Source organism: Pseudomonas kielensis (assembly GCF_030505375.1).
In the GTDB taxonomy this organism is placed as follows: domain Bacteria; phylum Pseudomonadota; class Gammaproteobacteria; order Pseudomonadales; family Pseudomonadaceae; genus Aquipseudomonas; species Aquipseudomonas kielensis.
In genome coordinates, this window is record NZ_CP130043.1 from 5,465,750 (window position 1) to 5,491,278 (window position 25,529).

The 25,529-nt window shown below is 61.1% G+C and carries 29 protein-coding genes and 1 pseudogene; 18 read left to right on the forward strand and 12 right to left on the reverse strand.

All coding sequences use genetic code 11. The features are described from left to right. Positions 1–235 precede the first annotated feature (235 nt). Positions 236–1,177, reverse strand: coding sequence for a DMT family transporter (locus Q1W70_RS25230; RefSeq protein WP_182344492.1), 942 nt, complete (start codon positions 1,175–1,177; stop codon positions 236–238). Positions 1,178–1,255: 78 nt separating this feature from the next. Here Q1W70_RS25230 and Q1W70_RS25235 point away from each other — a divergent pair, with 78 nt between their 5' ends. The 3 genes from Q1W70_RS25235 (at position 1,256) to Q1W70_RS25245 (ending at position 4,386) form a co-directional block, all read left to right on the forward strand. After that, positions 1,256–2,128 (forward strand): LysR family transcriptional regulator, encoded by an 873-nt coding sequence (locus Q1W70_RS25235; RefSeq protein ID WP_166592772.1) that lies wholly within the window; start codon positions 1,256–1,258, stop codon positions 2,126–2,128. Positions 2,129–2,242: 114 nt separating this feature from the next. After that, positions 2,243–3,802, forward strand: a complete 1,560-nt coding sequence (locus Q1W70_RS25240; RefSeq protein ID WP_166592771.1) for an EAL domain-containing protein — start codon at positions 2,243–2,245, stop codon at positions 3,800–3,802. Positions 3,803–4,023: 221 nt separating this feature from the next. Continuing rightward, positions 4,024–4,386 carry a histone-like nucleoid-structuring protein, MvaT/MvaU family gene (locus Q1W70_RS25245; protein WP_166592770.1) on the forward strand — a complete coding sequence of 121 codons (363 nt, stop codon included), beginning with the start codon at positions 4,024–4,026 and terminating at the stop codon, positions 4,384–4,386. A 56-nt stretch (positions 4,387–4,442) separates the two neighbouring features. Here the strand turns inward: Q1W70_RS25245 and Q1W70_RS25250 are convergent, their stop codons facing one another. Next, positions 4,443–4,664 (reverse strand): hypothetical protein, encoded by a 222-nt coding sequence (locus tag Q1W70_RS25250; protein WP_256669976.1) that lies wholly within the window; start codon positions 4,662–4,664, stop codon positions 4,443–4,445. Here Q1W70_RS25250 and Q1W70_RS25255 point away from each other — a divergent pair. Further along, positions 4,587–5,738, forward strand: coding sequence for an ISL3 family transposase (locus Q1W70_RS25255; RefSeq protein ID WP_302098903.1), 1,152 nt, complete (start codon positions 4,587–4,589; stop codon positions 5,736–5,738). The genes Q1W70_RS25250 and Q1W70_RS25255 overlap by 78 nt on opposite strands. Before the next feature lie 161 nt (positions 5,739–5,899). On the opposite strand, the gene Q1W70_RS25260 is transcribed toward Q1W70_RS25255, so the two are convergent. Beyond that, positions 5,900–6,436, reverse strand: coding sequence for a DUF4946 domain-containing protein (locus tag Q1W70_RS25260; RefSeq protein ID WP_166593015.1), 537 nt, complete (start codon positions 6,434–6,436; stop codon positions 5,900–5,902). A 177-nt stretch (positions 6,437–6,613) separates the two neighbouring features. On the opposite strand from Q1W70_RS25260, the gene gloA reads away from it, so the two are divergent. Beyond that, on the forward strand, positions 6,614–7,141 hold the full coding sequence (gloA, locus tag Q1W70_RS25265; protein ID WP_166593012.1) for a lactoylglutathione lyase: 528 nt from the start codon (positions 6,614–6,616) through the stop codon (positions 7,139–7,141). Positions 7,142–7,217: 76 nt separating this feature from the next. On the opposite strand, the gene ahpF is transcribed toward gloA, so the two are convergent. Both ahpF and ahpC read right to left on the reverse strand, forming a co-directional pair. After that, complete coding sequence (gene ahpF, locus Q1W70_RS25270; RefSeq protein ID WP_166593011.1) at positions 7,218–8,780, reverse strand: alkyl hydroperoxide reductase subunit F; 1,563 nt, start codon at positions 8,778–8,780, stop codon at positions 7,218–7,220. 121 nt (positions 8,781–8,901) lie between these two features. Then, positions 8,902–9,465, reverse strand: coding sequence for an alkyl hydroperoxide reductase subunit C (ahpC, locus tag Q1W70_RS25275; RefSeq protein WP_095168453.1), 564 nt, complete (start codon positions 9,463–9,465; stop codon positions 8,902–8,904). Between the two features lie 270 nt (positions 9,466–9,735). Between ahpC and Q1W70_RS25280 the strand changes: the two genes are divergently transcribed. After that, positions 9,736–10,770: a DNA-binding protein gene (locus Q1W70_RS25280; RefSeq protein ID WP_166593010.1), complete on the forward strand. Its 1,035-nt coding sequence runs from the start codon at positions 9,736–9,738 to the stop codon at positions 10,768–10,770. On the opposite strand, the gene gorA is transcribed toward Q1W70_RS25280, so the two are convergent. Both gorA and galU read right to left on the reverse strand, forming a co-directional pair. Then, a complete protein-coding gene (gene gorA, locus Q1W70_RS25285) occupies positions 10,767–12,125 on the reverse strand; it encodes a glutathione-disulfide reductase (RefSeq protein ID WP_166593009.1) in 1,359 nt (452 codons plus the stop codon). The two genes, Q1W70_RS25280 and gorA, sit on opposite strands and share 4 nt — an antisense overlap. A 129-nt stretch (positions 12,126–12,254) precedes the next feature. Then, on the reverse strand, positions 12,255–13,094 hold the full coding sequence (gene galU / locus Q1W70_RS25290) for a UTP--glucose-1-phosphate uridylyltransferase GalU (RefSeq protein ID WP_095108460.1): 840 nt from the start codon (positions 13,092–13,094) through the stop codon (positions 12,255–12,257). Positions 13,095–13,305: 211 nt separating this feature from the next. On the opposite strand from galU, the gene Q1W70_RS25295 reads away from it, so the two are divergent. Then, complete coding sequence (locus Q1W70_RS25295; protein WP_159995516.1) at positions 13,306–13,494, forward strand: hypothetical protein; 189 nt, start codon at positions 13,306–13,308, stop codon at positions 13,492–13,494. A gap of 137 nt (positions 13,495–13,631) precedes the next feature. Next, positions 13,632–13,913 (forward strand): hypothetical protein, encoded by a 282-nt coding sequence (locus Q1W70_RS25300; protein WP_166593008.1) that lies wholly within the window; start codon positions 13,632–13,634, stop codon positions 13,911–13,913. 11 nt (positions 13,914–13,924) lie between these two features. On the opposite strand, the gene Q1W70_RS25305 is transcribed toward Q1W70_RS25300, so the two are convergent. The 4 genes and pseudogenes from Q1W70_RS25305 to Q1W70_RS25320 form a co-directional block, all read right to left on the reverse strand. Continuing rightward, positions 13,925–14,155 carry a hypothetical protein gene (locus Q1W70_RS25305; protein ID WP_166593014.1) on the reverse strand — a complete coding sequence of 77 codons (231 nt, stop codon included), beginning with the start codon at positions 14,153–14,155 and terminating at the stop codon, positions 13,925–13,927. Positions 14,156–14,246: 91 nt separating this feature from the next. Continuing rightward, positions 14,247–15,171 (reverse strand): annotated as a pseudogene (locus Q1W70_RS25310) (c-type cytochrome). After that, entirely contained in the window at positions 15,168–15,815 is a 648-nt protein-coding gene (locus Q1W70_RS25315) for a c-type cytochrome (protein WP_302098282.1), read from the reverse strand. The pseudogene Q1W70_RS25310 and the gene Q1W70_RS25315 overlap by 4 nt, the downstream one beginning before the upstream one ends. 245 nt (positions 15,816–16,060) lie before the next feature. Beyond that, entirely contained in the window at positions 16,061–16,411 is a 351-nt protein-coding gene (locus tag Q1W70_RS25320) for a hypothetical protein (RefSeq protein WP_166593005.1), read from the reverse strand. Positions 16,412–16,620: 209 nt separating this feature from the next. On the opposite strand from Q1W70_RS25320, the gene Q1W70_RS25325 reads away from it, so the two are divergent. The 5 genes from Q1W70_RS25325 (at position 16,621) to ada (ending at position 19,817) form a co-directional block, all read left to right on the forward strand. Next, the gene (locus tag Q1W70_RS25325; protein ID WP_095168468.1) at positions 16,621–16,923 is read left to right on the forward strand and encodes a DUF1883 domain-containing protein; all 303 of its coding nucleotides are present in this window, start codon (positions 16,621–16,623) and stop codon (positions 16,921–16,923) included. Between the two features lie 34 nt (positions 16,924–16,957). Further along, on the forward strand, positions 16,958–17,128 hold the full coding sequence (locus Q1W70_RS25330) for a hypothetical protein (RefSeq protein ID WP_166593004.1): 171 nt from the start codon (positions 16,958–16,960) through the stop codon (positions 17,126–17,128). A 110-nt stretch (positions 17,129–17,238) separates the two neighbouring features. Beyond that, positions 17,239–18,003: a 2OG-Fe(II) oxygenase gene (locus tag Q1W70_RS25335; protein WP_166593003.1), complete on the forward strand. Its 765-nt coding sequence runs from the start codon at positions 17,239–17,241 to the stop codon at positions 18,001–18,003. Next, entirely contained in the window at positions 17,993–18,670 is a 678-nt protein-coding gene (gene alkB / locus Q1W70_RS25340) for a DNA oxidative demethylase AlkB (RefSeq protein WP_302098285.1), read from the forward strand. Before Q1W70_RS25335 ends, alkB begins: the two co-directional genes overlap by 11 nt. Positions 18,671–18,755: 85 nt before the next feature. Beyond that, positions 18,756–19,817 carry a bifunctional DNA-binding transcriptional regulator/O6-methylguanine-DNA methyltransferase Ada gene (gene ada / locus Q1W70_RS25345; protein ID WP_166593001.1) on the forward strand — a complete coding sequence of 354 codons (1,062 nt, stop codon included), beginning with the start codon at positions 18,756–18,758 and terminating at the stop codon, positions 19,815–19,817. Here the strand turns inward: ada and Q1W70_RS25350 are convergent. Beyond that, the gene (locus Q1W70_RS25350) at positions 19,814–20,272 is read right to left on the reverse strand and encodes a GyrI-like domain-containing protein (protein ID WP_302098286.1); all 459 of its coding nucleotides are present in this window, start codon (positions 20,270–20,272) and stop codon (positions 19,814–19,816) included. The genes ada and Q1W70_RS25350 overlap by 4 nt on opposite strands. A gap of 161 nt (positions 20,273–20,433) precedes the next feature. On the opposite strand from Q1W70_RS25350, the gene Q1W70_RS25355 reads away from it, so the two are divergent. The 5 genes from Q1W70_RS25355 (at position 20,434) to Q1W70_RS25375 (ending at position 25,392) form a co-directional block, all read left to right on the forward strand. Beyond that, positions 20,434–21,498, forward strand: coding sequence for an NAD(P)H-dependent flavin oxidoreductase (locus Q1W70_RS25355; protein ID WP_166593013.1), 1,065 nt, complete (start codon positions 20,434–20,436; stop codon positions 21,496–21,498). Between the two features lie 249 nt (positions 21,499–21,747). Continuing rightward, entirely contained in the window at positions 21,748–22,515 is a 768-nt protein-coding gene (gene modA / locus Q1W70_RS25360) for a molybdate ABC transporter substrate-binding protein (protein WP_302098287.1), read from the forward strand. Further along, a complete protein-coding gene (modB, locus tag Q1W70_RS25365; RefSeq protein WP_166592998.1) occupies positions 22,516–23,196 on the forward strand; it encodes a molybdate ABC transporter permease subunit in 681 nt (226 codons plus the stop codon). Between the two features lie 3 nt (positions 23,197–23,199). Beyond that, positions 23,200–24,288 carry a molybdenum ABC transporter ATP-binding protein gene (gene modC / locus Q1W70_RS25370; RefSeq protein WP_185818007.1) on the forward strand — a complete coding sequence of 363 codons (1,089 nt, stop codon included), beginning with the start codon at positions 23,200–23,202 and terminating at the stop codon, positions 24,286–24,288. A 66-nt stretch (positions 24,289–24,354) separates the two neighbouring features. Continuing rightward, the gene (locus Q1W70_RS25375) at positions 24,355–25,392 is read left to right on the forward strand and encodes a DNA topoisomerase IB (RefSeq protein ID WP_302098289.1); all 1,038 of its coding nucleotides are present in this window, start codon (positions 24,355–24,357) and stop codon (positions 25,390–25,392) included. The last annotated feature ends 137 nt before the right edge of the window (positions 25,393–25,529 follow it).

Below are 25,529 nucleotides of genomic sequence, written 5' to 3' on the forward strand. Positions count from 1 at the left end.
CATCATGCTTTATTAATTAACGGATCGTTAGTCGTGAGCACTGCTGAGAGGCGCGGGTGGCGCGCAGGAGATGCCTCGCACACTGCGGGCGAGAAAATCACCGTAGATCAATTGGAACCCAAATATCTTCATGGTCGACCCAAGGCTTTTGTGGGCGAGGCTTCTGCTGCCAGAAGACTTATTCTTATATGCGTAAACCGATTCTACACAGCGTAAAACAATTTGTCCGCCTTCTCTATAAAATCCGCCTTTTTCCCGTCGCTGCAAAGGCTTTGTTGCACAGGTAGATGCCCAGCAGGATAACCGCTCCCCCCAGGTACATCGTGCCCGTCATCTGTTCGCCCAGCAGCAGCGCGCCGAGGATCACTGCGGTCAGCGGGTTCAACGCGATGAACACTCCGGTGCGGGTGGCGCCGATCCGGCGAATACCATCGTAGTACCAGATGTAGGCCAGCGCCGACCCCAGCACACCCAGGTACAACAGGCTGATCACTTGTCCCGGGCGCAACTGCGCAAGAAGCTGCCACTGGAGTTCACCGCGCACTGCGCAGGTCAGCCATAGCATCAAGGTGCCCAGGACCACCGAGTACGTCACGGTGTGCAGCGGGCCCAGTGCCTGGTTCAGGTTTCTGGAGATCAACGAATAGATGCCCCAGCCCAGCACGCAGCCCAGAAGCAACAGATCTGCAAACCATGCCCCGCCGGCGAACACTGACTGATCGCCACTGACGATCACCAGTCCCGCTCCCCCGAGACACAGGAGGATGCCGACGATCTTGCTGGTATTGAGGCGCTCCTTGAACAGCAACCAGGAGGCCAGCCCGATCACTGCCGGGTTCAAGGCGACAATCAACGATGCGCGGGAGGCGTGGATGTACTGCAGGCCGTAAAAGAAACACAGGTTGTAGAAGTAGATGCCGAAGAACCCCAGCAGCCCCAATTGCAGCCATTGCCGACCGGTCGGCCGAGCCAGGGGGATGCGGGCCAGCCCCATGAACAGCAACAACGCCAGGCTCGCCAGCGCAAAGCGCAGGCTCGCGGCGAACAACGGACTCAGCGAACCCGCCAGGTAACGCCCGGCGACGAAGGTCCCGCCCCAGAGCATGGTGACGCTGGCGAGCTTCAGGTAAATCGGGACATCCGAAGCGCGCCCATCACTCGGGACAAGACTTTTCATGCAGGCTCCTGGGACATAGTCGGGTTGATGACTTATTCTTCTCGTCATGATCGATCATCGTAAAATGAGTACTTACTCATGACCCTGACCCAACTCGAGATCTTTTCCCTGGTTGCCGAACTGCAAGGCTTCACCAGCGCAGCCCACCGCCTGGGCATCAGCCAATCGGCGGTGTCCCATGCCATCAAGGCCCTGGAGCAGGAGCTGGGGGTCGAGTTGCTCAGGCGCCAGCAGTCCCAGGTGGAACTCAGCGATATCGGCCAGCAGTTGCTGCTGCGCGCCCGCGCCATGCTCGGCCTGGCCAGCACCCTGCGCCAGGAGGCCGCCGACGCCCGTGGAATGAAAAGTGGCACGCTGCGCATCGGCTCCTTTGGCCCCACCGCGTCGATCGGCCTGCTGCCGAAAATCTTGCCACGGTACCGGGCGGCCTACCCCGGCATCGAAGTGCACATTGATGAAGGCCCCGACCGGCAAGTGTTGCAGTGGCTGGATGAGCGACGAATCGATGTCGGTTTTGTGGTGCTGCCCGAAGAGCGTTTTGACACCTTCGCGCTGGTCGAGGACCAGATGGTGGCGCTGATCCCCATCGGACATGCCCTGGCCAGCCGCGATAGCCTGACGCTGCGCGAGCTCTGCCACGACCCGTTCATCCTCACCGAAGCGGGCTCGGCGGAACTGGTGACGCGCCTGTTCAGTGCGGCACGGCTGAGCCCCGACATCCGTTTTCGCTGTTCGCAACTGCTCAGCACCCTGGCGACGGTGAGTCGCGGTGAAGCGCTGACCCTGGTTGCCGAACGCTCGCTGCCCGACACCCCGCAGGTGGATTACGTGAAACGGCCGCTGTCGCCGGTGGTCAAGCGCCAGGTCGGTTTGGCGGTGCTGGATCAACGCCAATGCTCACCCGCCACCCTGGCGTTCATCAAACTGGCAAGGGAGTTGCCCTTGAGTTGAGCAGCACAATCACCCAGTGCCATCTATCATCCCCAATATGCAATCTCTTCATGGGAGGCAAGGCGTTGCCGCACCAGCATTTGAGAGCCCATTCCATCGTCCCAGGTTTCCCGAATGCCATTGACCTTAAAGCGCCGGCGTAAAAGCGCCTACCGTAACGCCATCACCGCGCTGGTGGCCCTGGTGCCCGTGGTGCTGGGCGCCGCCATTTTGCAGATGCAAGCCGAACGCCGGCTCAGCCAGAGCACGCACCAGACCGCCGAGGAAGCCGTCCGCCAGTTTGACTTGATGCTCGACAACACCGCCCAGGCGGCCCAGCTCCTGCTACCGCTGGCCGGGCAACCCTGTGCGGACGTCAAGCTGGCCCTGCGTGAACAGGTGACCCGCCGCCCCTTCGTGCGCTCGACCAACCTGGTGTGGGACAACAATCTGTACTGCAGTTCGTTGTTTGGCGAGTTCCAGGAGAAGGTCGACCCGGGCGAGTACACCCAGGGCAAGTTGTGGTTGATGAACGGCAATCCGGTAACGCCCAACACCGCCCTGCTGGTGTACCGCCAGAGCGAGGGCCGGGCTGGCGCGCTGACCACACTCGATGGCTACCACCTGAGCAATGTGCTGCGCCTGATCGGGCGCCAGACCCTGTTGCTGCTGCAGGTCGGAGACAGTTGGTTGTCAGCCGACGGCCAGGTCCATGAGGGCGCACTGCCGCAACTGCCCGTGGCGCGCAATTACCTGGAGTCGTCACGCTATGCCTTTAAAGTGGAGGCCGGATTCCCCGAGGGGGAAACCTGGCGCTACATGGTCAGCGAGTACCCTCCCCTGTTCAGCCTGCTGATATTTTTTGGCGCCATTGCCGGCACCCTCGCCCACTGGCTGCAAAAGCGCTCGGCATCACCCAGCCTGGAATTGCAGCGGGCCATGGAGGCCAAGGAGTTTGTGCCGTACTTTCAACCGGTGGTTTATGGTGACAGTAAACGTTGGGCCGGCACCGAGGTGCTGATGCGCTGGAACCACCCCAAGGATGGCCTGGTGCGCCCCGACCTGTTCATTCCGTTTGCCGAGCACTCGGGGCTGATTGTGCCGATGACGCGTTCATTGATGCAGCAGACCGCCGCATTGCTCGGCCCGCAGATCAGTCCTGACAGCGAGCGTTTCCATATCGGCATCAACATCACTGCCAGCCACTGCCAGGACCTCGACCTGGTCGCTGACTGCCGCGAGTTCCTGGCGGCCTTTCCCCCCGGCAAGGTCGCGCTGGTCCTGGAGTTGACCGAGCGCGAGCTGATCGAACCCACGGCCATCACCCATCAACTGTTTGAACAGCTGCATGAACTGGGCGTGATGATCGCCATCGATGATTTTGGGACCGGCCACTCCAGCCTGGGTTACTTGCGTCAATTCAATGTGGACTTCCTGAAAATCGACCAGAGCTTTGTCGCAATGATCGGTATGGACGCCCTGTCGCGGCATATTCTGGACAGCATCATCGAACTCTCCGGCAAACTCGACTTGGGAATAGTCGCCGAAGGCGTCGAAACACTTGAACAGAGTGAGTACCTTGCACGTCACGGGGTGAACTTTCTGCAGGGCTACCTGTATGGCCGGCCAATGCCCGCTGGCGAATTCATTATCGAATTGAACAAACACTTAGCCGTTGAGAAAAACACCCTGTAAAAACCATTACCGAGCTGTCGGCGCACCAAATTGCATCAAACAGCGGCACGGTGTTACATAAAGAAAAAGACATGATTTACTCGGAGTGAATTAACTACTACAATTTTTCCTGCCTGCGCAAGATTGCCAGGTGCGCCACTCTCACCGAGTCGCTTCAAGGCTCTTGGCTTATAGCTTTTTTGCGGTTGGTCTCAGCCAAACACACTATTGGAGTAAAGATATTGTCCAGACTCGCTGAATTTCGTGCAGCTGAAAAGGCCCTTCAAGAGCAGCTTGCGCAGCTGGAATCACTGAAGAACGACGCCGGGCTGAAGAAAGAAATCGAATTCGAAGAAAAGCTCCAGGGCCTGATGAAGACCTACGGCAAGAGCCTGCGCGACATCATCGCCATCCTCGACCCCAACCCCAAGGCCAGCCAGCAGTCCGCCCCGGCACCCAAGACCCGCCGCGCCCGCGTGGTCAAGGTGTACCAGAACCCACACACCGGCGAGCTGATCGAAACCAAAGGCGGCAACCATCGCGGCCTGAAAGCCTGGAAGGAACAATACGGCGCCAGCACCGTTGATTCCTGGCTGCGTGCCTGAGGGCCATGAGCCTCACCCTGAAAAGCCCTGCCAACGCAGGGCTTTTTTATGGTTCTTCACGGAATCCCGGGAAACACAGAAACAAGAACGCCGATTTGATTGATGATGTTCGTGCGAGCAAACACATCTAACAAACCGGCGTTCTTATGCGCGATATTAATACTTTCCTTCCTTTTTGGGAGGGCTTTTCTGTCGTCACGATCAAGCCTGATGGTGACGCCCTCCAGATCGATCTGACACCCCACGCCACCCGATTCCCTTCCTGTGGCGGGTGCCAAAAACCCTGTTCAACCACGCATGAGTATTGCGAGCGAGTCATTCGTGATTTGCCCATTCTCGGTCGTGCGGTGCGCCTGAGCGTTTTGCTCCGACGCGTTGGTTGCCGCGACTGTGGTAAACGCATGGAGGCCGTCAGTTGGCTGGATCGCTATGCCCGCATGACGCGGCGTCTGGCAGAGGCGGTCATTCAAGCCTGTGAGCGCCTTCCCACGCTGCACGTGGCGCAGATGTTTGGGCTGCATTGGGACACCGTTCGGTTGCTGGAGCGTCGTGCCTTGCAAGCGGCATTGAGCGATCTGCCGAAGGCGCAACCACGGCGTCTGGTGATGGACGAGTTCGCCCTGTTCAAGGGCCATCGTTACGCCAGTGTGGTGCTGGATGCGGATACACGACGAGTGCTGTGGATCGGCGAAGGCCGCAGCCGGGCGGCGGTCAGGCCGTTTTTCGAAGAGCTGGGGCCAGAGGGATGCGCCCGAATCGAAGCGGTGGCAATGGACATGAACACCGCTTTTGACCTGGAGGTTCGTCAGCACTGTCCCAACGCGCGAGTGGTCTACGACCTCTTCCATGTGGTGGCCAAGTATGGCCGAGAGGTGATTGATCGGGTTCGTGTCGACGAAGCCAATCGACTGCGTCATGACAAGCCGGCCCGACAGGTCATCAAGCAGGCGCGTTGGCTGCTCCTGCGCAACCCGCAGAACCTGAAAACACCGGAGCAACAGGTCCGCTTGGAGGATCTGCTGGCGGCCAACCACGCGTTGATGAAGGTCTATTTGATGAAGACTGAACTCAAAACGCTTTGGACGCCGAGCACCGCTTGGGGTTGGCGATCGGCCTGGAAGCAATGGCTGCGCCATGCGCATGAAAGCGAAATACCGGCACTGATCCAGTTCGCCAAACGGCTAAAGACTTACTGGCGGGACATCGTCAGCCGGGTTCGCTGGCCGATGCACACCGGTCAGTTGGAAGGAATAAATAATCGAATAAAGGTCATCAAGCGAATGGCGTACGGTTACCGGGATAGCGAGTTCTTTTTCATGAAGATCAAGAGCGTCTTTCCCGGTAATCCGTGAAGAACCTTTTTTATGCCTCACGGATTTTAAGTAACGATGCTCGCCGATCTAGCTGAAAAATCCGCTAACTACCCTGGGCCGGCACAATTACCTTTTTAGTTAGTCCTTACGGCTAAAGAACTGGCCAGCCGCCATTGCCTCGTGTGTACTGCAATCTGGAACTAAAGTTTCAAACTTTCACGCACCGCCTGTATTTCTTTCTGACTTGCTGCGTACGCATCGGCTTGTCCGGCGTAGGAAAATACATAGGCCTTATCTGCCTCTACCGCGGCCACTAGTGTTTGCGACAACACATGACGTCCATTCTGGGTAATGGTGCAGGTGGTTTCCAGGGCCGCCAGGCGACTCAATGTAGCGGGATGAATCTTGTTGCACACACTTTGGTAGCCGCCCTGAAAGAAGTCCTTCTGGATCGACTTGCGCATTTCCAGCAGCACCCCCTGCAAGTTGACCACATGCCCGACTTCAACCTGAGTCATGGTCAACTCCATGACCAGTATCGTGTCGCCGTTCTCATCGTTTTTCACCGCGCGCTGGCGTGAAACCTTCGCCGACGCCTCGTCCGGCGCGGCCTCCGGCTCCAGGGCCTGAACCTGCCAACCACTGGGCCAGGCGACTTCGGCGAGTTGAGGTTGCGCACCCGCAGCGGCGGCAAACAGACTGGATAACAGCAACAGGGATCGAATGGCTCGGATCATCAGGCAAGACACTGGCGAGGTAAGGCGCAAAGTCTGAGCCCAGCCGGGCCTCCAGGCAATAGCCGGAGCTTTGTGCATTGGCCGGCTCCCCTCCCTTGCGTATCATTGGCCGCCTAAGCCCAAGGACAGCTCCATCGACTGGAGCGTCGTTTGCCCCACATATTTTCCGGAGGGCCCATGAGCCTGCACGATCTGAACACCTTCCCCGGCGTCACTGCCCAACCTGACACAGCCACCCAGCAATTCGTGTTCAACCACACCATGCTGCGGGTCAAGGACATCACCAAGTCCCTGGATTTCTACACACGCATCCTCGGCTTCAGCCTGGTGGAAAAACGCGACTTCCCGGAAGCCGAGTTCAGCCTGTACTTCCTGGCCCTGGTCGACAAAAACCAGATCCCCGCCGACGCGGCAGCTCGTACCGAGTGGATGAAGTCGATCCCGGGGATTCTCGAGCTGACCCACAACCACGGCACTGAGAACGATCCGGATTTCGCCTACCACAACGGCAACACCGACCCGCGCGGTTTTGGCCATATCTGCATTTCGGTCCCAGACATCCGCGCCGCCTGCGAGCGCTTCGAAGCCCTGGGCTGTGATTTCCAGAAACGCCTGAATGATGGCCGCATGAAGAGCCTGGCGTTCATCAAGGACCCGGATGCCTATTGGGTCGAAATCATCCAGCCAGCCCCACTGCTGCCGTAGCCGCGAGCTCTTGTAGGAGCGAGCGCCCGCTTGCGGCTCGCTCGCTCCTGCAGGTTGCTGTTTTCAGCCCTAAGGTTCAGGCCGGGGCCGATGTGCGGATCAGGTGGTCGAAGGCGCTCAACGAGGCCTTGGCGCCCTCGCCTACGGCAATCACGATCTGCTTGTACGGCACGGTGGTCACGTCACCGGCGGCAAACACCCCGGGAATCGAGGTTTCACCGCGGTTATCGACGATGATCTCGCCCCGTGGCGACAGCTCGACAGTGCCTTTTAGCCAATCGGTGTTAGGCAGCAGGCCGATCTGCACGAAGATGCCTTCGAGTTCGACGGTCAGGGTCTCACCAGACTGGCGATCCTTGTAACGCAAGCCATTGACCTTCTGACCGTCGCCGGTGACTTCAGTGGTTTGCGCATGGGTGATCACCGTGACGTTCGGCAGGCTGTGCAACTTGCGCTGCAAGACCGCATCGGCGCGCAGTTGCACGTCGAACTCCAGCAGGGTCACGTGGGCGACAATCCCTGCCAGGTCAATGGCGGCCTCGACCCCGGAGTTACCGCCGCCGATCACGGCCACGCGCTTGCCCTTGAACAATGGGCCGTCACAGTGCGGGCAGTAGGCAACACCCTTGTTGCGGTATTGCTGTTCGCCCGGCACGTTCATTTCGCGCCAGCGGGCACCGGTGGCCAGAATCACAGTCTTGGCCTTGAGGGTCGCGCCACTGGCGAATTTGACCTGGTGCGGCTCGCCGTTCTGGCCTGGCACCAGGGCATCGGCCCGCTGCAGGTTCATGATGTCGACGTCGTATTGCTTGACGTGTTCTTCCAAGGCGACCGCCAGTTTTGGGCCTTCGGTTTCCTGTACGGAAATGAAGTTTTCGATGGCCATGGTGTCCAGCACCTGACCGCCAAAACGTTCGGCGGCAACACCGGTGCGAATGCCTTTACGGGCCGCGTAGATGGCAGCTGACGCACCGGCCGGGCCACCGCCCACCACCAACACATCAAACGCTGGCTTGGCGCTGATTTTCTCGGCCTGGCGCTCGATGCCGCTGGTATCGATTTTCGCGAGGATTTCTTCCAGGCCCATGCGGCCCTGACCGAAGTTCACGCCATTGAGGTAAACACTGGGCACCGCCATGATCTGACGCTCATCGACTTCAGCCTGGAACAGCGCGCCGTCGATGGCGACGTGATGAATATTGGGGTTGAGCACTGCCATCAGGTTCAACGCCTGAACCACGTCCGGGCAGTTCTGGCAGGACAGCGAGAAGTAGGTCTCGAAGTGGAACTCACCCCTGAGCGAGCGGATCTGTTCGATCACTTCGGCACTGGCCTTCGAAGGGTGGCCGCCGACTTGCAGCAGCGCCAGCACCAGGGAGGTGAATTCGTGGCCCATCGGGATGCCGGCGAAACGCAGGCTGATATCGGCCCCTGGGCGGTTGATCGAGAACGATGGCTTGCGTGCATCGGCACCGTTGTCGAGCAAGGTAATTTGGCTGGAAAGACTGGCAACGTCTTGCAGTAATGCGAGCATTTCCTGGGATTTCGCACCGTCATCGAGGGAGGCAACGATCTCGATCGGCTGGGTGACCCGTTCCAGGTATGACTTCAACTGGGCTTTAAGATTGGCGTCCAACATACGGGCGATCTCCTTTGTTCAATTCTAAAAAAAACGCCCGAGCGAATCTCGCCCGGGCGTCTTGAGGGCGGTGCAGCTGACTTAGGTGCGGCGTACCGCCCTGGTATCGCGAGTCACTGACTCAGATCTTGCCGACCAGGTCCAGGGACGGGGCCAGGGTGGCCTCGCCTTCTTTCCACTTGGCTGGGCAGACTTGGCCCGGGTGAGCGGCGACGTACTGTGCAGCCTTGATTTTGCGCAGCAGCTCGGAAGCGTCACGACCTACACCGCCATCGTTGAGCTCAACGATTTTGATCTGGCCTTCAGGGTTGATCACGAAGGTGCCACGGTCTGCCAGGCCCGCTTCTTCGATCAACACGTCGAAGTTGCGGGAGATGACATGGGTCGGGTCGCCGATCATGGTGTACTGGATCTTGCCGATGGCTGGCGAAGTGTTGTGCCAGGCTGCGTGGGCAAAGTGGGTGTCGGTGGAAACGCTGTAGATCTCGACGCCCAGCTTCTGGAATTCAGCGTAGTTGTCGGCCAGGTCTTCCAGCTCGGTTGGGCAAACGAAAGTGAAGTCAGCCGGGTAGAAGAATACGACAGACCATTTGCCTTTCAGATCGGCGTCCGACACTTGTACGAAATCGCCATTTTTGTAAGCGGTAGCGGTGAAGGGTTTAACTTGGCTGTTGATGATAGGCATCGTTGACTCTCCGTCAGGGTTGAAAAGTTGATGAGGTGAATCCTACCCAACCGATCGCCTGATGGCTCATTGGCAAACCTCATGCCGCTCATTGGCTTTCGCTATTAGCCACCCCTCTTAATAGAAGAAAACCGTCTCAGCAAAAAATCCCCGGCACCCCGCTCGAACCACATCGCTCACGGCTGACGCCCGCCATGAGGCGCTGGGCCGCGTGATACACTCGCCGCCCATACAAAGTACGTACTACATTACGCAAAGGCAGGAGAAAACATGGCTCGGGGCGGTATAAACAAGGCTGTAGTGCAGGCGGCACGCATGGCCATCCTGGCGCGCGGCGACAACCCCAGCATTGATGCAGTACGTATCGAGATGGGCAATACCGGTTCCAAAACCACCATTCATCGCTACCTCAAGGAGCTGGACGACGAGGTCGCGGCCCGCCAGAGCGAGCCACAGGAACAGATTGACGACGAACTGACCGGGCTGGTGGCGCGCCTGGCGCAACGCCTGAGGGAACAGGGCCAGGAACGCATCGACCAAGCCCTGGAAGGTTTCGAGCAAGCGCGCAAGGCGCTGGAAAGCCAATTGGCCGAAGCCCTGCAACTGCAGGCTCAACTGACCCACCAATTGCAGACCCAAGGCGCGACCCTGGCCAGCGAGTCCGCCGCCTTACACGACACCCGCGCATTGCTGCAAGGCGAACAGACTCGCAATGCCGGCTTGAGCCAGGCCCTCAGTGATTTTGAATTGCGCTTGAACGACAAGGATGAGCAGATCCGCTCACTGGAAGAAAAACACCTGCACGCCCGCGACGCCCTGGAGCACTATCGCGAGGCCATCAAGGACCAGCGCGAGCAGGAACAACGGCGCCATGAAGGCCAAGTGCAACAGATCCAGATGGAATTGCGCCAGGCCCAGCAAAGCGCCATGGTTCGCCAGGACGAGATCACCCAGCTCAACCGCGATAACGAACGCCTGCTGACCGAGAATCGCGGCACCGTGCGTGAGCTGCACCTGTTGCAGGATCAACTCAAGCACAGCGAGACCCGTCAGGCCCAAGCCCAGGAGCAGATCCGCCGCAACGAGGCCGAAGCCACCCTGTTGCAGGAACGTCTGCGGGTGGCGGTGCTGGAAAGCACCAGCGCCAAACAGGCCGCCAGCGAGCACCTGCAAGCCAACGTGGAACTTGAGCGGCGGGCCGCCAGCGCCGAAGCCAGCCTCCAGGCATTGCATCTGGCGGTGGCCAAGCAAGCAGCGCCGGAGCCGGTCCCGGTCCCGGCTCCGGCGCAGTCGGAAGAACCTTAACCGGCCACGGGCGTGCGCATGGTGACGAACTCTTCGGCGGCCGTCGGGTGCACGCCGATGGTTTCGTCGAAGTCGCGCTTGGTCGCGCCGGCCTTCAAGGCAATCGCCAGGCCCTGGACGATTTCGCCCGCCTCCGGACCGACCATGTGGCAACCCAGGACCTTGTCGGTCTTGGCGTCGACCACCAGCTTCATCAGCGTACGCTCCTGACACTCGGTCAGGGTCAGTTTCATCGGCCGGAACCGGCTTTCGAAAATCTGCACCTCATGGCCTGCCTCGCGGGCCTGCTCTTCGGTGAGGCCGACCGTGCCGATGTTCGGCAAGCTGAACACGGCGGTCGGGATCATCTGATAATCCACCAGGCGATACTGCTCGGGCTTGAACAGACGACGTGCCACAGCCATGCCTTCGGCCAGGGCCACCGGCGTCAGTTGCACACGACCGATGACATCGCCAATCGCCAGGATCGACGGCTCGGCGGTCTGGTACAGCTCGTCGACCTCGACGAAGCCTTTCTGGTCGAGCTTGACCGCCGTATTTTCCAGCCCCAGGTTGTCCAGCATCGGCCGACGGCCGGTGGCGTAGAACACACAATCGGTTTCCAGCTTGCGTCCATCCTTGAGCGTCACGTTCAGGCTGCCATCGGCTTGCCGGTCGATGCGCTCGATGTCGGCATTGAACTGCAGGTCCATGCCGCGCTTGGTCAGCTCCTCTTGCAAGTGCTTGCGCACCGCACCGTCAAAGCCGCGCAGGAACAGGTCACCGCGATACAGCAAGGACGTCGAGGCGCCCAGGCCGTGGAAGATCCCGGCGAATTCGACGGCGATGTAGCCGCCACCCACCACCAGCACACGCTTGGGCAGGGTCTTGAGGAAAAACGCTTCGTTGGAGCTGATGGCGTGCTCGGCCCCGGGGATCTGCGGGATCTGCGGCCAGCCGCCGGTCGCGATCAGGATATGCTTGGCACTGAAGTGCTCGCCGTTGATCTCGACGGTGTGGGGCGCGACGATCCGGGCGTGGCCTTCATGCAGGGTCACCCCGCTGTTGACCAGCAGATTGCGATAGATACCGTTGAGACGGTTGATTTCGCGGTCCTTGTTGGCGATCAACGTGGCCCAGTCGAACTGCGCCTCGTCCAGGCTCCAGCCGAAGCCCGCCGCCTGCTCGAAGTCTTCGGCAAAGTGTGCGCCGTAGACCAGTAACTTCTTGGGCACGCACCCCACGTTGACGCAGGTGCCGCCCAGATAGCGGCTCTCGGCCACGCCGACTTTTGCACCAAAACCGGCGGCAAAGCGTGCCGCGCGTACACCGCCGGAACCGGCGCCAATCACATACAGGTCAAAATCGTAGGCCATTTCTATCTCCTCGGCAGGACACCAGCATACCTGCTGACGCAGTGCGGGTCTGCGCCGCGAACAATACGGGGTTGAAAAATGAAAAAGCCACCCGAAGGTGGCTTTTCAGAACGGGATGCCCAGGCGTTATCAGTACGCCTTGCCCGTCTTGTAGAAGTGCTCGAAGCAGAAGTTGGTGGCTTCGATGTAGCCTTCGGCGCCGCCGCAGTCAAAACGGGTGCCCTTGAACTTATAGGCAATCACGCAACCGTCTTGCGCCTGCTTCATCAGGGCGTCGGTGATCTGGATCTCGCCACCCTTGCCCGGCTCGGTTTCTTCGATCAGCTTGAAGATGTCCGGGGTCAGGATGTAACGACCGATGATGGCCAGGTTGGACGGCGCATCTTCAGGTTTTGGTTTTTCCACCATGTTGCGCACACGGTACAGGTCGTCACCGATCAAGTCACCGGCGATCACCCCGTACTTGTGGGTTTCCTGCGGGTCGACTTCCTGGATCGCCACGATGGTGCAGCGGTACTGTTTGTACAGCTTGACCATCTGGGTCAGGACGCCGTCGCCTTCCAGGTTGACGCACAAGTCGTCCGCCAGCACGACGGCGAAGGGTTCGTCGCCGATCAACGGACGACCGGTGAGGATCGCGTGGCCCAGGCCCTTCATTTCGGTCTGACGGGTGTAGGAGAACGAGCACTCATCGAGCAGCTTGCGGATACCGACCAGGTACTTCTCTTTGTCAGTGCCCTTGATCTGGTTTTCCAGCTCGTAGCTGATGTCGAAGTGGTCTTCCAGGGCGCGTTTGCCGCGACCGGTGACGATGGAGATTTCAGTCAGGCCAGCGTCCAATGCTTCTTCGACGCCGTACTGGATCAGTGGCTTGTTCACCACCGGCAGCATTTCTTTAGGCATGGCCTTGGTCGCTGGCAGGAAGCGAGTACCGTAACCGGCTGCTGGGAACAAGCATTTCTTGATCATAAAAGTCCTTGAAAGGGCTGTGTGTACGAGTTTCGGCGCAGTCTAATCAGGCGGCGTGTACCTTACAATGCCCCGCACTGGCTAACCGATGCCATCATAGAGAAATAATCTTAACGATAGTTCCGCAAAGGCTTCACTTTAGACCAGGGAAGACCCTCAGGCACATTTACCGCTATCATTGAGCAATTGAACCAGCCAACGAGGCAGATAGATGTCGGCAGCAAAAAGCGTGAACGGATACCTGATCAACAAGGCCAAAGACGGCCAATGGTGGGTCGACAGCGCCGGTGGCGAAAACATCGCCGGACCTTTCCCCACTGAAGCCATGGCCATCGAAGTGGCGTCGGTGCTGCAAGACACCCCGCCCGCGCCCAAGCGTCGTGGGGCCAAGCCCGAGTAAGGTGCCTGGTCAAACAGCCCTGCCCTGTGCGGGGCTTTTTTGTGTTTGTCTGTACCGAAATGGCCATTCGCTATAACCTCTCGCTACAAGGCCTTCTCTGCGCCTGACGCCCCTCCCCCCCTGATGGCAACGATCCGATGAAAATAACCCTGGCTGTGATGGCGGTACTGGTCTTGAGTGGTTGTGCCACGGCGTCCAAGACGTACCTGGACGATGGCCAGCAAGGCTTGTCGATCGATTGTTCAGGTCAAGCCAATTCCTGGGCCACCTGCTACGAAAAAGCCGACGCGTCCTGCGCCGGTACGGGCTACAAGATTGTCGGCTCCGAGGGCACGCCAGCGCTCAAGGAAAGCGACAAGACCCTGGGCGCTGATGTCGGCAACTTCAAGAGTCGCAGCGTAGTGGTGGTATGTAACTAGGCCCTGGGCCGTTACATGTGAATTTCCGCGAACTTGATGCCCAGGCCCCGTATGGTCTCGACCAAGTCATCCAGGTGGCTGAATGACTCGACTTCGTCATTGTCGTCCACCAGGAAAAAACTGCGCCCTGCACTTTTCTTGAAAAACACGATCCACTCCCCCGGTGTCGCCGGATTCTGGATCACATGGGTGGCAGAGATGTGACCCTCTGCATGCCGCTCTCGGACTTGCTCGCGCTTCATTGCCTGCTCCATTGATGACAATGCCGCCCAAGGCCCGATGCTGTTCAACCAGCATTGCGCCCAGGGCGGCATTGTGTCGTTGGACGACAGTTTACCGGATGCCTTGGCCAATCAGCACGCCATCAACGGTTTGCCCATACAGATTGACCCCGTCGTTGGCATGGAACTTCACCCGGGTCTTCTCCACGGAGCCATCGATCAGCCGCGGGTCCTGGGGCCGCTCATGGCTGTTGATGAACGCCGCCACGTCCCACGCCTGCTGATCGCTGAGGCTCTGCGCCTTGCCCAGGGGCATGTTGTACTGAATGAACGAAGCCGCGGTGTTGATACGGTGCATGCCCGCTCCCCAGTTGTAGGAGTCCTTACCCCAGAGCGGTGGCATCACGTAGTCCTGGCCGACTTTCTGTCCCTGCCCGCTGTCGCCGTGGCACACCGCACACTGGGCCTTGTAGACCTGCGCGCCCTGGGCAATGTCGTAACCCTTGGCCGGCTGCTTGACTTCCGGATAACCGCGCCCGGGCAAGCTCGACGCCAATCGGTGCCTTGGTCGCCAGCCAATAGGCGTAGGCCGACAACGCGCTGATTTCCGGGCCATCGGCCGCTGGCGGCTTGCCGTTCATGCTGAACTCGAAACAGCCTTGCAAGCGCTCGGCGAAGGTATTGACCTTGTCGTTTTTCTTACGATACGCCGGGTACATCGGGTAAGCCCCCCACAACGGCGCAGAGTTGGGTAAACGGCCCTGATCCAGGTGACAGTTGCTGCAATTGAGGCCATTACCCACATAGGCCGGGGCCTGGCGCTTGGTGTCGACAAACAGGTTGTGGCCCTGGCGCACCAGCTTGCCAAAGGCGTTGTCCGGCAACTCATGCTCGGCCGGCGCCTGGAAATACTCGACTTTTGCGCTAGTGGCGGCCGGGATCTTCAGTTCAGACTGGTCGTCCATCACGGTCTGGGCGGCATACCCGTTGAGACTGACCAGCGCCAGGGCCAATGGAGCGAGGGATAGGAATTTCATGGCTTGGCCTCCTGGCTGCCCAGTGTCGCAAAGTAGTCGGCGACCGCCTTGATTTCATCCGGGGTCAGGGATTTGGCGATGTGCCCCATCAAGTCATTGGGGTCGTTATGCCGGGTGCCGTCACGCCAGGCGTTCAATTGCCCGACCAGGTAACTGGCCGACTGCCCAGCCAGTGGCGGAAACGCCGTGCCCACGCCGACCCCACCGGGGCCGTGACACATCACGCACTCGGGAATCTGCCGATCCCAGGCACCGCGCAACGCCAACCGCGCGCCAGGCTCCGTCGGCGTGGTGTTGCGTGTCACGTGCGCGGTGGTCGGCGCCGGCATGGCCGCCAGGGTGCTGGTGACCGCCTGGATTTCGCTCTCGCTCAACGCCTTGGCCAGCGGCTGCATCACCGGGCTGACCCGCGAGCCACTGCGAAAGTCCGCCAGTTGTTTACTCAGATAACCCGCCGACAAACCGGCCAGCCGGGGAAATCCGGCCGCTGGCATGCCCATGCCATCGGCACCATGACAGGCAAAGCAGGCTGTAGCGGCAGGCAACGCACCGCCCTGGGTATAGATTTTCTGTCCGTCGTCGGCATTCACGACGCTGACAGCAATGAGCATCAGGCTGCCCAGTACGGTCGGTTTGAAATCCATCTCTAACCCTCTTTTTTTAGTTATAAGCTTAGACTTAGTTTGCATAAGCCTATAAAGAGTAAGTGATTGTGACGGCTATCTCAACCGCTCAGGCTATGCGCGTCCGGGTGGACGACCATCGCGAGCAGGCTCGCGCCCACTCAGGATAATCGGCGTGTCCAGCGATTATGTCGAGGCACAAAAAAACCCGAGCCGGGAAGGTCCGGGTCGGGCTTTTGGGGGGCGTGGCCGCGGGTGGTCTGGCCTTAGCCGGAGATGCACTCGTTGGCGGCAACCCCGATGTCACCTGGGCGCATCGGCACATTGGACAGGCTCTCATGCAGCTTGATGCTACTGCCGCCGGACCGTTCTTCGATGTCGAACACCGCTGCCGGATCGGTCGACAGCTTGCCCGGCACGATGACCCGCATCCCATCCTTGTGCGGCTCCATTTGTACCGCGCCCCGGCTCTTGGCCAGCTTTTCGGCGACACAATTGGCATATTCCTGCGGCTTCTTCCCTGAAATCACGTTCATGGTGGGCGGGCTCTGATTGATGTCCGAGACTGTCGCACACCCACTCATCACCAATGCCAGCAACAAAACGCCCTGCTTCATACAAATCCTCCGATAAAGACCCTCGGACAGCGTAAATGCGCTTTTTCTCCGGCCTGTCCTGCTTTATCGCGTAAATAATCGCGGATAACTGTTTTTAATTGTCAAACCGGCTCCCAGCGGCCCGCTTTTCCGAGGCCTTCGCTGATAAACTGGGCCATCGTCCATGCTATCGTTTTGATTTGCTAGAAAAAGCCCTTCTGGAGGCGCCCATGAAATTTATCCACCAGCGCGAGCACCTCAACGAAGATGACATCGTCGTCATTCAATGCTCCCAGACCTGCAACATCCGCCTGATGAGCGACGCCAACTTCCGCAGTTTCAAGAACGGCGGTCGTCACTCTTACCACGGCGGCGCATTCGACACCTTCCCGGCGAGAATCACCGCACCCAGCACCGGTTTCTGGAACATCACCATCGACACGGTCACCAGCCGCGCGATCAGCGTGACCCGCAAGCCGACGCTGACCCACTCGATCAAGATCGTTCGCCGGTCCAGCTCCAAATTCAGCTGATTCCCCGCCCGCTCCGCGACAGACAGGTACACCCGTGACTCCAACGACCAAGTACGTCATCAAGTACAAACTCAACGGCGAGCGCCGCTTCGAGTTCGCCCAACTGGTAAATGGCACCGAAGACGAGGCCAAGGCCGCTCTGGCGGCGATCCATGGCGACAGCTCGGACGTGATCACCGATATCAGCGTGAGCAAGGCGTTGTAAGCAGCCCGGCGCTCGGCCAAACCGGCACAATTTGACCGCAAGCCGCGGAGTGTTGCCTCGCGTCGAGCGGCCCAGACTGGCCCTCCTCGACCTTGGCCCAGGAGCCGGCAATGCGCGTCTCTTCCCTGCATACCCCTTTGCCCAACGACCTCGCCGCGGCGATCCAACCGTCGCTGCTCGAACGTATCGACCACCTGCCCTGGCCGTCACTGGAGCAGCGCCTCGATCAGGACGGCTGTGCCGTGGTCCCCCGCCTGCTCGATGCCCCGGAATGCCAGGACCTGCGGGCGATGTACGAGCAACCCGGGCTGTTTCGCGCTCGGGTGGTGATGGCCAGGCACGGTTTCGGTCGTGGCGAGTATCAATACTTCGACTACCCGCTGCCCGAGCCAGTCCAGCGATTGCGCAGCGCCCTGTATGCGCGCCTGGTGCCTTTGGCCAATCGCTGGCAGGCACGCCTGGGCTTGCCTGGCCGCTTTCCCCCGGCACATCCGGCCTTCCTGCAACGCTGTCACGACGCCGGCCAACAGCGCCCGACACCGCTGTTGCTGCAATACGGTCCTGGGGACTACAACTGCCTGCACCAGGACCTGTATGGCGAACACGTATTTCCCCTACAAGTGGCAATCCTGCTGTCAGCGCCCGAGCTAGACTTCACGGGAGGCGAGCTGGTGCTCACTGAACAGCGCCCGCGGATGCAATCGCGGCCCATGGTGATGCGCCTGGAGCAAGGTGATGCGCTGATTTTTGCGGTGCATCAGCGACCGATGGCCGGGGTTCGCGGCGACTACCGGGTCAACCTGCGCCATGGCGTCAGTCGCCTGCACAGCGGCCAACGACATACCCTGGGAGTGATATTCCACGATGCACAGTGAGCCCTTGGGCCCGACCACCCTCGACCTGTTTGCCGACGCCGACCAGCAACCGGCGCGAACCGAACAGCTCGGCCCCCAGGCATTCGTACTGCGCGGCTTCGCCCTGCCCTGGGTGCCACGCCTGCTCGCAGCACTGGAGCAAACGCTGAAGGCGGCGCCGTTTCGCAACATGCTCACCCCCGGCGGCTTCACCATGTCGGTGGGTTTGAGCAATTGCGGGGCGCTGGGCTGGACCACCGACCGCAGCGGCTACCGCTACACCGCGCTCGACCCTGTCAGTGGCCTGCCTTGGCCACCGATGCCGCAGGTGTTCCGGGAGTTGGCGCAATGCGCCGCGAGCGAGACCGGTTTCGCCGATTTCGCCCCGGATGCCTGCCTGATCAACCGCTACCTGCCGGGGGCGAAGATGTCGTTGCATCAGGACCGCAACGAAGGCTCCTACGAGCCGCCCATCGTCTCGATCTCCCTGGGCCTGCCGGCGATGTTCCTGTTCGGCGGCATGCAACGCAGCGACAAGAGCCAGCGGGTGCCGTTGTTGCACGGCGATGTGGTGGTCTGGGGCGGCGTCGATCGTTTGCGTTATCACGGGGTGTTACCGCTCAAAGAAGGCCTGCATCCACAGTTGGGCGCCCAGCGCATCAACTTCACCCTGCGTACTGCCGGCTGAAACGGCGAATTCGAGCGCAAGCCGCCGGGTGCCCTGCGCCGTTGCAGCGGTTACCCTGAGGCAAATCTTCACAGGGTGGCGCGTCATGTCCCAAGCCAAACACAGTATCGAGCAAGACCCGCGCTGGGCCGCGGTCGTGGCCCGCGACCCGCGTGCCGACGGGCAGTTTGTCTACGGGGTCAAGACCACCGGGATCTACTGCCGCCCCAGCAGCCTGGCGCGCCTGCCCAAACCGCAGAACGTGGTGTTCTTCGACACCGAGGAACAAGCCCTGGCCGCGGGTTTTCGGGCCAGCAAGCGGGCGGCGGCGGACCAGACCCTGGTCGCCACCCAGCATGCGACCCTGGTGGCCGCCGCGTGCCGGCAGATCGAGCAGGCCCAGAGCCCACCCAGCCTGGGCGAACTGGCCACCAGCGCCGGCCTGAGCCCATTCCATTTTCACCGGGTGTTCAAGGCCGTCACCGGCCTCACGCCCAAGGGCTACGTCACCGCCCAGCGTTCGCGGCGGGTGCGTGAACGCCTGGAATCCGCCGACTCCGTGACCGCGGCGCTGTACGACGCCGGCTTCAACTCCAACAGCCGTTTTTATGAATCCGCCGATCACCTGCTCGGCATGAAACCCAGTGACTACCGCGCCTCGGGGCAAAACACCGAGATCCGCTTTGCCGTCGGCCAATGCTCCCTGGGGGCGATCCTGGTGGCGCGCAGTGAGCGTGGGGTGTGTGCGATTCTCCTGGGCGATGACCCCAACGTCTTGCTCGAAGACCTGCAACAGCGCTTCAGCCAGGCGACGTTGATCGGCGCCGAACCGGATTTCGAGCACTGGGTGGCCAAAGTCGTTGGGTTTATCGAAGCACCCGCCCTCGGCCTCGACCTGCCGCTGGATGTACGTGGCACGGCCTTTCAGGAGCGGGTGTGGATGGCGCTGCGCGAGATTCCACCGGGCAGTACCGCCAGCTACGCCGACATCGCCCAGCGGATCGGTGCGCCCAAGGCCTTTCGCGCCGTGGCCCAGGCCTGCGGCGCCAACCACCTGGCGGTGGCGATTCCCTGCCACCGGGTGGTGCGCAGCGATGGCGAGCTCTCAGGCTATCGCTGGGGAGTGGAGCGCAAGCGGCAACTGCTGGACCGGGAAAACCAGCCCTAGAAAATCCCGATGTGCACCGCCACGCTGTCGGGACCGGTGTAGGCCTCGAAGTCCGTGGCGAAGCGGCGCTTGATCTGCGGATGCGCCTCGAAATACCCCCACACCCGGCCCCAGGCCTCGATCACCGCGCCCGGCATCGCACCCTGGGCATCGAACACCAGGTATTGCCCGCCTTGTACCTCGATGCTTGCGTATTGCGCCTCGGGCTCATTGACCCTGACTCCGGCCAGCACATCAAACGAGCCGCTCGCGTCGGACTCATAGCTGCTGTACACGCCATACACCAGGGATTCTGGGGTTTTACCCGATATTTTTTCGTACAGACCTTCGCTGAAAAATCGCCCCCACATCGGGCCGATACGTGCGGTTGCCGTCTGTTGCTCCGCCGCATTGAGCGTGCGCACACGCAAACCTGACACGCGAAACGGCAGCACTTCCAGTTGTTTGATGCTCATGAGCACTCCCTCCTTGATCAAGCTGGTAAAAAATTCATCCTCGACGTTACAGGAGAAGTTTATGATTTTCGCCCTCGGCGACGGCTTCTACCCAAAGACCGCCAATGGCTGTCAATGATGCCAAGGCCCCTCACCCGATTTCCAACCGGAGCACTCTGCTGATGAGCCAATGGCCAGACACCCGCATTCTTGACCTGCTCGGCATCGAGTTGCCGATCATCCAGGCCCCCATGGCCGGCGCGACCGGCTCGGCCATGGTCATCGAGGCCAGTAACGCCGGCGGACTGGGCTCGATGCCGGCAGCGATGCTGAGTGTCGAGCAGTTGCGCGAAGAACTGACGATTATCGGCCAGCACAGCCAGCGTCCGTTCAATGTGAACTTCTTCTGTCATCAGCCGCCCGTTGCCGACGAGTTGCGCGCGCGGCAATGGAAACAGCTGCTGGAACCCTACTACCGCGAACTCGGGGTGGATGTCGAGGCGCCAACCCCGGTCTCCAACCGCGCGCCCTTCGACGCCGCCGCGTGTGCGGTGGTCGAGGAGTTTCGCCCCAAAGTGGTGAGTTTTCACTTTGGCCTGCCGGAAAAATCCCTGCTTGATCGGGTCAAGGCCACTGGCGCCAAGGTGCTGTCGTCGGCGACCACGGTGGATGAGGCAATCTGGCTGCAACAACATGGCTGTGACGCAATCATCGCCATGGGCTACGAGGCTGGCGGCCATCGCGGGATGTTTCTCAGCGAGGACCTGAGCAGCCAGGTCGGCACCTTGGCCCTGGTGCCGCAAGTGGTCGACGCGGTCAGCGTGCCGGTGATCGCGGCCGGCGGTATTGGCGATGCCCGCGGGATTGCCGCCGCGTTCGCCCTCGGCGCTTCGGCCGTGCAACTGGGCACCGCCTACCTGTTCACTCCACAAGCCAAGGTCAGCGCCTCGCACTACCGCGCCCTGCGGACCGCCAAGGACAGCGACACCGCGATCACCAACATTTTCACCGGACGCCCGGCCCGGGGCATTATCAATCGGGTCATGCGCGAGCTCGGCCCGATCTGCCCGCAAGCCCCGGCCTTCCCGCTGGCCGGTGGCGCTTTGCTGCCGCTGCGCGCCCAGGGTGAAGCGGACTTCAGCAACCTGTGGGCCGGTCAAGCCGTGCACCTGGGCATCGAACTGCCCACGGGCGAACTGACCCGACGCCTGGCCGCGCAAGCGTTGACCCTGATCACTCGCCGATGAGATCCCGTAGCAGCTTGTCGAGCAACGCGAGGCTGCGTCAACGGCCGCAGGACGTTCATTCGACTTGGCAATACCGTTGGGTTCGCTGCGCAACCCAACGCAGCCTGCGGCAGCGGCTACAAAGGCGCGGTGCGACAAGAAAATTGTATACAACCTCTCAATCAGCCCGCCCTGAAGAGTTCCGTTCATCGCTGATTCGCTATATATTCGGCTATACAGCGTTTCACCACCCCCTCTCGGAGCCGCTTCATGACAACTCGTGTCTCACGTTTCGCGCCGACTTGCCTGGCGTCCCTGATCGCCTTGCTGGCCCTGGGTTCGGCGCACGCCGATGAGGTCCAGGTGGCGGTAGCAGCCAACTTCACCGCGCCGATCCAGGCCATTGCCGCCGACTTCAAGAAAGATACCGGGCACACGCTGGTGGCCGCCTATGGCGCCACGGGCCAGTTCTATACCCAGATCAAGAACGGCGCACCGTTTGAGATGTTCCTGTCGGCCGACGACAGCACCCCGCAAAAACTCGAGAGCGAGGGCGACATCGTCAAGGGCTCGCGCTTCACCTACGCCATCGGCACCCTGGCGCTGTGGTCGGCCAAAGAGGGTTACGTCGACGCCAAGGGCCAGGTGCTCGCCGACAACCACTACCAGCACCTGTCCATCGCCAACCCGAAAACCGCACCCTACGGCCTGGCCGCCACCCAGGTCCTGGCCGGGCTGGGCCTGACCGACAAGGTCAAGGCCAAGATCGTCGAAGGCCAGAACATCACCCAGGCCTACCAGTTCGTGTCCACCGGCAATGCCGAAATCGGCTTTGTTGCCTTGTCGCAGATCTACAAAGACGGCAAAGTCACCAGCGGTTCGGCGTGGATCGTTCCGGCCGACCTGCATGATCCGATCAAGCAGGACGCCGTCATTCTCAACAAAGGCAAGGACAACCCGGCCGCCCAGGCCCTGGTTGACTACCTCAAGGGCCCCAAAGCCGCGGCCCTCATCAAGTCCTATGGTTACCAGCGCTAAATGACCCTATCGAGTGCCGACTTTGCCGCCATCTGGCTGACCGTCAAACTGGCGTCCCTGACCACCGTGATTCTGCTGATCATCGGCACTCCGATTGCGTTGTGGCTGGCGCGCACCCGCTCCTGGTTGCGCGGCCCGGTCGGGGCGATCGTCGCCCTGCCCCTGGTGCTGCCTCCCACGGTCATCGGCTTCTACCTGCTGCTGACCCTGGGCCCCAACGGTTTTCTCGGCCAGTTCACCCAGGCCCTGGGCCTGGGCACCCTGACCTTCAGCTTTACCGGCCTGGTGATCGGCTCGGTAATCTACTCGATGCCCTTCGTGGTCCAACCTCTGCAGAACGCCTTTTCAGCAATCGGCACCCGGCCCCTGGAAGTGGCGGCGACCTTGCGCGCCAACCCTTGGGACACCTTTTTCAGTGTGATCCTGCCCCTGGCCCGCCCTGGGTTCATCACCGCCGCTATTCTGGGTTTCGCCCACACCGTGGGTGAGTTCGGCGTGGTGCTGATGATCGGCGGCAATATCCCGGACAAGACCCGAGTGGTGTCGGTGCAGATTTACGACCACGTCGAGGCCATGGAATATGCCCAGGCCCATTGGCTCGCCGGGGCGATGCTGGTGTTCTCGTTCCTGGTGTTGCTGGCGCTGTACTCCAGCCGCAAGACCAAAACCGGCTGGAGCTGACCGATGAACGACGCGATTCACGTGCGCCTGCAACTGCACTACCCGGATTTTTCCCTGGATGTCGACCTCGACCTGCCCGGGCGCGGAGTCACTGCGCTGTATGGCCACTCGGGCTCCGGCAAGACCACCTGCCTGCGTTGCATCGCCGGGCTGGAACGGGCCGAACAGGGGTTTGTGCAGATCAACGACGAAGTCTGGCAGGACAGCCACCACAAACGGTTTGTGCCACCCCACAAGCGGGCGCTGGGTTATGTGTTCCAGGAAGCCAGCCTGTTTCCCCACCTGTCGGTGCTGGCCAACCTGGAGTTCGGCTGGCGGCGTATACCGCGCGCGCAACGCCGGGTCGACATGGCCCATGCCACGCAGTTACTGGGGATCGGCCACCTGCTCGATCGCCATCCGCAACACCTCTCCGGCGGTGAGCGCCAGCGCGTCGGCATCGCCCGGGCGTTGCTCACCAGCCCGCGGTTGCTGCTGATGGACGAACCCCTGGCGGCTCTGGATTCCCAGCGCAAAAGCGAGATCCTGCCGTACCTCGAACGGCTGCACGACGAACTGGACATCCCGGTGCTGTACGTCAGTCATTCCCAGGACGAAGTCGCGCGCCTGGCCGACCATATCGTCCTGCTCAGCGCCGGCAAGGCCCTGGCCAGTGGCCCGGTGGGCGAAACCCTGGCCCGGCTGGACCTGCCGCTGGCCCTGGGCGACGATGCCGGCGTGGTGATCGACGGCCAGGTCACCGACTACGACCTCGACTATCAACTGCTGACCCTGCAACTGCCCAACAGCCAATTGAGCGTGCGCGTGGCCCATCTGCCACTGGCCCTGGGCAAGCCATTGCGCTTCAAGGTCCAGGCCCGCGATGTCAGCCTGAGCTTGCACGCCGGCGAACAGAGCAGCATCCTCAATCGGCTGCCGGTGACGGTGGTCAGCGAAATCGCCGCCGATAACGCCGCCCATGTGCTGGTGCGCCTGGATGCCGCCGGTACGCCGCTGCTGGCGCGCATCACGCGCTTTTCCCGGGACCATCTGCAACTGCATCCCGGCCAGGCGCTGTGGGCGCAGATCAAGGCCGTGGCGGTGCTGGCGTAACCCGTTGGCACGACCGCCGACGCCTGCGGTCAATGGCTATACCCGCCCGCCCAAGGACCCAGCGCCATGCCGGACCTCACCCCCGCCGACTCGCTGCCACCGGACCTGCACTATGTCGATGACACGCAGCCGGGTATCCGCCGCACAATCCTGCGCGGCCAGTTCTGTTATCTCGACGTGGCTGGTCAGCGCATTACCGACCCGGTGGAAGTCAAACGCCTCAACGCCCTCGCCGTGCCTCCCGCCTACACCGACGTGTGGATCTGTGCCGACCCCCAGGGCCATTTACAGGCCACTGGCCGCGATGCCCGGGGGCGCAAGCAATACCGCTATCACCCACGCTGGCGGGAAGTGCGCGATGGCGACAAGTATTCGCGCCTGCTGGAGTTCGGCCTGGCACTGCCCAAGCTGCGCCGTCATCTGGAAGCGCAACTGGCCAGCCCGGGGCATGGCCGCGACAAGGTCATGGCCACGGTCATCAGCCTGCTCGACACCACCTTGATCCGCGTTGGCAACAGCCAATATGCCCGGCAGAACCGCTCCTACGGCCTGACCACCTTGCGCACCCGGCATGTGTCGCTGAACGGCAGCGCGATCGCCTTCCAGTTTCGCGGCAAGAGCGGCATCGAACACCAGATCACCGTCAAGGACCGGCGCCTGGCCCGGATCATCAAGCGCTGCCTGGAAATCCCCGGGCAAGACCTGTTCCAGTACCTGGACGAAGACGGGCAACGGCACACCGTGACCTCCTCGGACATCAACGCCTACCTGCATGAAGTGACGGCGGGCGACTTCACCGCCAAGGACTACCGCACCTGGGCCGGCAGCAGCCTGGCCCTGTCGGCGCTGCGCGAGTTGCCCTGGGAGTCGGCGACCGACGCCAGGCAGCACATCGTCGAGATGGTCAAGCGCATTGCCAAGGAACTGGGCAACACCCCTGCCGTGTGCCGCAAGTGCTACATCCATCCGGCCGTGCTCGACAGCTACCTGCTCGGCACCCTGGCGCAACTGCCCACGCCACGCCAACGCAAGCACCTGAACCGCGAAGAAGTCGGGCTGATGATGTTCCTGCAAACGCTCTCGCAAAAGCCACAGGGCTTGTAAGGCCTTGCCGATCTAAGCTAGGCTGGCCGCCTTCCCTACTGCAGGACGATCTTTCGCCGTGAACAACTAAGCCTTTCAAAAATGTATGCGCAACAAGCTGCCTGGGGCACTTGTTGGCCTTTTCCGACATTTTTTGG

What these genes read in the sequence shown, in the direction of transcription:
- Q1W70_RS25230 (WP_182344492.1), bottom strand. Translation starts at nt 1,177, where the DNA reads ATGAAAAGTCTTGTCCCGAGTGATGGGCGCGCTTCGGATGTCCCGATT.
- Q1W70_RS25235 (WP_166592772.1), top strand. Translation starts at nt 1,256, where the DNA reads ATGACCCTGACCCAACTCGAGATCTTTTCCCTGGTTGCCGAACTGCAA.
- Q1W70_RS25240 (WP_166592771.1), top strand. Translation starts at nt 2,243, where the DNA reads ATGCCATTGACCTTAAAGCGCCGGCGTAAAAGCGCCTACCGTAACGCC.
- Q1W70_RS25260 (WP_166593015.1), bottom strand. Translation starts at nt 6,436, where the DNA reads ATGATCCGAGCCATTCGATCCCTGTTGCTGTTATCCAGTCTGTTTGCC.
- gloA (WP_166593012.1), top strand. Translation starts at nt 6,614, where the DNA reads ATGAGCCTGCACGATCTGAACACCTTCCCCGGCGTCACTGCCCAACCT.
- ahpF (WP_166593011.1), bottom strand. Translation starts at nt 8,780, where the DNA reads ATGTTGGACGCCAATCTTAAAGCCCAGTTGAAGTCATACCTGGAACGG.
- ahpC (WP_095168453.1), bottom strand. Translation starts at nt 9,465, where the DNA reads ATGCCTATCATCAACAGCCAAGTTAAACCCTTCACCGCTACCGCTTAC.
- Q1W70_RS25280 (WP_166593010.1), top strand. Translation starts at nt 9,736, where the DNA reads ATGGCTCGGGGCGGTATAAACAAGGCTGTAGTGCAGGCGGCACGCATG.
- gorA (WP_166593009.1), bottom strand. Translation starts at nt 12,125, where the DNA reads ATGGCCTACGATTTTGACCTGTATGTGATTGGCGCCGGTTCCGGCGGT.
- galU (WP_095108460.1), bottom strand. Translation starts at nt 13,094, where the DNA reads ATGATCAAGAAATGCTTGTTCCCAGCAGCCGGTTACGGTACTCGCTTC.
- Q1W70_RS25295 (WP_159995516.1), top strand. Translation starts at nt 13,306, where the DNA reads ATGTCGGCAGCAAAAAGCGTGAACGGATACCTGATCAACAAGGCCAAA.
- Q1W70_RS25300 (WP_166593008.1), top strand. Translation starts at nt 13,632, where the DNA reads ATGAAAATAACCCTGGCTGTGATGGCGGTACTGGTCTTGAGTGGTTGT.
- Q1W70_RS25305 (WP_166593014.1), bottom strand. Translation starts at nt 14,155, where the DNA reads ATGAAGCGCGAGCAAGTCCGAGAGCGGCATGCAGAGGGTCACATCTCT.
- Q1W70_RS25315 (WP_302098282.1), bottom strand. Translation starts at nt 15,815, where the DNA reads ATGGATTTCAAACCGACCGTACTGGGCAGCCTGATGCTCATTGCTGTC.
- Q1W70_RS25320 (WP_166593005.1), bottom strand. Translation starts at nt 16,411, where the DNA reads ATGAAGCAGGGCGTTTTGTTGCTGGCATTGGTGATGAGTGGGTGTGCG.
- Q1W70_RS25325 (WP_095168468.1), top strand. Translation starts at nt 16,621, where the DNA reads ATGAAATTTATCCACCAGCGCGAGCACCTCAACGAAGATGACATCGTC.
- Q1W70_RS25335 (WP_166593003.1), top strand. Translation starts at nt 17,239, where the DNA reads ATGCGCGTCTCTTCCCTGCATACCCCTTTGCCCAACGACCTCGCCGCG.
- alkB (WP_302098285.1), top strand. Translation starts at nt 17,993, where the DNA reads ATGCACAGTGAGCCCTTGGGCCCGACCACCCTCGACCTGTTTGCCGAC.
- ada (WP_166593001.1), top strand. Translation starts at nt 18,756, where the DNA reads ATGTCCCAAGCCAAACACAGTATCGAGCAAGACCCGCGCTGGGCCGCG.
- Q1W70_RS25350 (WP_302098286.1), bottom strand. Translation starts at nt 20,272, where the DNA reads ATGAGCATCAAACAACTGGAAGTGCTGCCGTTTCGCGTGTCAGGTTTG.
- Q1W70_RS25355 (WP_166593013.1), top strand. Translation starts at nt 20,434, where the DNA reads ATGAGCCAATGGCCAGACACCCGCATTCTTGACCTGCTCGGCATCGAG.
- modA (WP_302098287.1), top strand. Translation starts at nt 21,748, where the DNA reads ATGACAACTCGTGTCTCACGTTTCGCGCCGACTTGCCTGGCGTCCCTG.
- modB (WP_166592998.1), top strand. Translation starts at nt 22,516, where the DNA reads ATGACCCTATCGAGTGCCGACTTTGCCGCCATCTGGCTGACCGTCAAA.
- modC (WP_185818007.1), top strand. Translation starts at nt 23,200, where the DNA reads ATGAACGACGCGATTCACGTGCGCCTGCAACTGCACTACCCGGATTTT.
- Q1W70_RS25375 (WP_302098289.1), top strand. Translation starts at nt 24,355, where the DNA reads ATGCCGGACCTCACCCCCGCCGACTCGCTGCCACCGGACCTGCACTAT.